This is a genomic window from Streptomyces hygroscopicus subsp. hygroscopicus, from assembly GCF_001553455.1.
In the GTDB taxonomy this organism is placed as follows: domain Bacteria; phylum Actinomycetota; class Actinomycetes; order Streptomycetales; family Streptomycetaceae; genus Streptomyces; species Streptomyces hygroscopicus.
On sequence record NZ_BBOX01000568.1, the window covers coordinates 1 to 873 of the forward strand.

Consider the following 873-nt stretch of genomic DNA (forward strand, 5'->3'; position numbering starts at 1 on the left):
ATCGGCCCCGGCCCCCGTTCCGTCGTACGGGCTCCCGCCCCTGCCCGAGCCGACCACATCCCGCCACGCGGACCGGGCGGGATCCGGCGGGATGCGGCGTCTGCGGCCCGCCCGGGCCCCGGCGGTCCCGGACCGGCGACCCGCGGTCCCGGCCCCCCGGCCCGGCGGTCCCGGACCGGCGGTCCCGGGCCCGCGTCCCCGCCCGGCCTCCCCGGTGTTAGATCCGGACCGGACCGGCGGTCGCCGTCCGGACCGGACCGGCGGTCGCCGTGCCCGTCTGGGTGGTGGGGGCACTGCCCGTCTGGGTGGTGGGGGCGCTCGCGGTGGTGGAGGTCTCGTCCGTCGGGGTCGTGGCCGGGGCGGAGGTGGTGGGCGTCGGCCTGGTGGGCTCCTCCGTCGGCGTCGTCGGCTTGCCCGTCGGCGGCTTGGTCGTCGGCTTCGGGCCCTGGGTCGCCGGGTCCGACGACGGCGGCGAGGGCGGCTGCTCGGGGCCCGAGGACGTACCGCTCGGCGAGGACGGGCCGCTCGGCGCCGTGGAGCCGCTGGGGGCGCCGGTGCTCGGCGCGGCCGGGGACGAGGGCGCCTGCGGCGCCCCGCTGAGGCCCGGCTGCGGGGCCTGGCCGGTGCCGCTCGTGGGCTCGCCGGCGGTCAGCCCCTTGTCGTCGTCCCGCTGAGTGGCGGAATGGCCCGGCTTGACCTTGTCGGCCGGGCTGTTGTCGTCGTTGCCCGAGGTGGCGCCCAGGGTCACCACGGTGCCGAGCACGGCCACCAGCAGCACGCCCGCGGCCGCCGCGACCACATTGCGCCGGGCGCCGTACGCCGCCAGGCGGCGCAGCCCGCGCGGCTCGCCACCGGAGGGCCCGGCGGCGGACG

Annotated in this window: 1 pseudogene; it reads right to left on the reverse strand. The window is 80.6% G+C overall.

Annotated features, from left to right (window positions below):
• Positions 1 to 217 precede the first annotated feature (217 nt).
• Positions 218 to 873 (reverse strand): annotated as a pseudogene (locus AXW62_RS38725) (ATP-binding protein); the annotation flags it as partial.